Origin of the sequence: Actinoplanes couchii (assembly GCF_016862075.1) — a bacterium.
Taxonomy (GTDB): Bacteria; Actinomycetota; Actinomycetes; order Mycobacteriales; family Micromonosporaceae; genus Actinoplanes; species Actinoplanes couchii.
Map to the genome: position 1 here is coordinate 1 of NZ_BOMG01000020.1, position 2,235 is coordinate 2,235.

The 2,235-nt window shown below is 68.3% G+C and carries 3 protein-coding genes and 1 pseudogene; 3 read left to right on the forward strand and 1 reads right to left on the reverse strand.

Annotated features, from left to right (window positions below; all coding sequences use genetic code 11):
- Positions 1 to 510, forward strand: a pseudogene (locus Aco03nite_RS04530) (hypothetical protein); the annotation flags it as partial.
- Positions 495 to 866, forward strand: coding sequence for a VOC family protein (locus Aco03nite_RS04535; protein WP_239144906.1), 372 nt, complete (start codon positions 495 to 497; stop codon positions 864 to 866). The pseudogene Aco03nite_RS04530 and the gene Aco03nite_RS04535, both read left to right, overlap by 16 nt.
- A gap of 281 nt (positions 867 to 1,147) precedes the next feature.
- On the opposite strand, the gene Aco03nite_RS04540 is transcribed toward Aco03nite_RS04535, so the two are convergent.
- Positions 1,148 to 1,486 carry an RNA polymerase-binding protein RbpA gene (locus Aco03nite_RS04540; RefSeq protein ID WP_045741810.1) on the reverse strand — a complete coding sequence of 113 codons (339 nt, stop codon included), beginning with the start codon at positions 1,484 to 1,486 and terminating at the stop codon, positions 1,148 to 1,150.
- A gap of 538 nt (positions 1,487 to 2,024) precedes the next feature.
- On the opposite strand from Aco03nite_RS04540, the gene Aco03nite_RS04545 reads away from it, so the two are divergent.
- On the forward strand, positions 2,025 to 2,235 hold a 211-nt coding region (locus Aco03nite_RS04545; RefSeq protein ID WP_203793316.1), incomplete at its 3' end, for a hypothetical protein.

A 2,235-nucleotide genomic window follows, 5' to 3' on the forward strand; every position in this document is an offset into this window, starting at 1 on the left:
ATCGAGCCCAGCCTGGCCATCCCGGCCATCGCGTTCACCTCGGCCATCGCGTTCACCTCGGTGGTCGCGGCCCCGGTCCGGGCGGGTTACCTCTCTGGCCTGGATCAGCGTTTCTGCCTGTTTCTTGGCTGCCGACGAGGCCGGGCCGCAGGCCGCGACGGCTCAACTCCCCCTTGCCCCAAGGTCCGGGCGGCCTGGTTCTCCATGGCCCGGTCCGGGTGGCAACCTTGCGCCGCCGGATTCGCCGCCGTCAGCGGCGCAGTGCCATGCGGACCACCCGGCACTGAGCCGCGTGCGCCGGGTGGTCCGCCGGGGCGGCTGGGCGACGTGGCGAGCGCCGAAGCTGGCTCCGTGGCGAGCGCCGAAGCTGGCTTCTTGGCGAGCGCCGAGGCTGGCTTCGTGGCGAGCGCCGAAGCTGGTATCACCCGTTCGGTGATTCCGCGATGGGGTCTTGTGTCCGGGGTCGGCGGGAGAATCGGCTTGTGTTCGATGAGATGTTTCCGATTCTGACCACTCCGGATCTCGGGCGGGCGCTGGGTTTCTACCGGGATCTGCTCGGGGGTGAGGTCGTCTTCCGGTTTCCAGCGGAGGGGGAGGGGGAGGCGGAGGGGGACGCCGCCTACGTCGGGGTGCGCCTGGGCGGCTCACACCTCGGGATCGGGCTGCAGGACGAGCCCGGTGACCTCGTCAACGACCGGGTCACCTTGTGGGTCTATGCCGAGGACTGTGATGCCGGGATCGCCCGCCTCCGCGACGCCGGCGTCCCGGTGATCCAGGAACCCACCGATCAGACCTGGGGCGAACGGATGGCCGTGGTCATCGACCCGGACGGCAACCGCGTGATCATCGCGTCCCGAAGCCCGTGAACAGCGAGTTAGATCCCCGCATGGCGAGTTAGATCCCCGCACGGCGCGATAGATCCCGCACGGCGAGTTAGATCCCGCACGGCGAGTTAGATCCCTGGGTGGCGAGCCTGGTCCTAGGTTCCTGAGCGACGAGCGAGCCCGAGCCGAGGCCCGTGAGCGAGTCTGCTCCTAGTACTCGGTCAGCGTGCCTGGTCCTAGGTTTCTGGGTGGTGAGTTGTGTTGGGAACGGCGAGAGGCCGCCTCCCGCTGGTGTGCGGGGGCGGCCTCTCGGCTGTTCGTTCTCAGCGGCCTCGGCGGGTTCGGACCTCCTGGAGCCGCTCGTTGAGAATGTCCTCGAGTTCGGCGATGGAACGCCGCTCGAGCAGCATGTCCCAGTGGGTGCGCGGCGGCTTCGCCTTCTTCTGCTCCGGCTCGCTGCCATCGACCAGGCGGGCGACGCTGCCGTCGAACTTGCACTCCCAGGTGGTCGGCACCTCGGCGTCGACGGCGAACGGCACCTCGAACTGGTGACCCTTCGCGCACAGGAACTCGCGGGTCTGCCGGGGCGCCAGCTCGGTGTTACGGTCGGACTCGTAGCTGACTGCGCCAAGACGGCTGCCGCGCAGCATGCGTTCGCCCATGATCGGCTTTCCCCTCGCTCGTGGTGCTGCTCTCGTTGGTATAACGAAAGGGGCGGCCGCTGGATTCCTCCGCCGGGATCCCCGACGACCGCCAAAAAGTCTGTCCGCACCGCCGGTGTCGACGGTGTTAACGCTATGAGCGTAACCGGCCACTCACCCCACCCCGCAAACCGAGACGGCGTCCGAGTGGACCTTGGTCCACTTTATGGTTCTTTGACGCTTCTGCGGGTGGTGCGATGTCGGTCACTCGACCGGATTCACTCGTAATTTACGGAACCTTGGGTTACCTGGCGATCCGCTTACTGTAGTGATCGGCTACGACATGGCCTCCTGAAGTGTTACGGGAACATCGCAAACGGGCCGCCGAACGTGACAATGGTCACCAGTCAACCCCCGTTCGCCTTACCTTTCATGACTACCCCGAACCCCGCCATGCACACCAGTCGATTCCAGGCAGCGAGGGCGACAGTGCGGCGGGGTGGACAGCGTGGCGGGGTGGACAGCGCGGCGGGGTGGACGGTGCGGCAGGGCGGCCAGCGTGGCGGGGCAGAGACCGGCGGGGACGGACAGCACGGCGAGGGCGAAGAGCAGCTGGGCGAAAAGCGGCGAGCCGGACATCGGCCGGGCGAGGAGAGAGGCCCGGCGGCGGACAATTCCCGGCGAGGGCGAGGGCGAGGGCGAGGGCGAGGGCGAGGGCGAGGGCGAGGGCGAGGGCGAGGGCGAGGGCGAGGGCGAGGGCGAGGGCGAGG

Bases quoted from the DNA above. Each gene is read 5' to 3' on its own strand.
- Aco03nite_RS04535 (WP_239144906.1), top strand. From the start codon at position 495: ATGTTTCCGATTCTGACCACTCCGGATCTCGGGCGGGCGCTGGGTTTC.
- Aco03nite_RS04540 (WP_045741810.1), bottom strand. From the start codon at position 1,486: ATGGGCGAACGCATGCTGCGCGGCAGCCGTCTTGGCGCAGTCAGCTAC.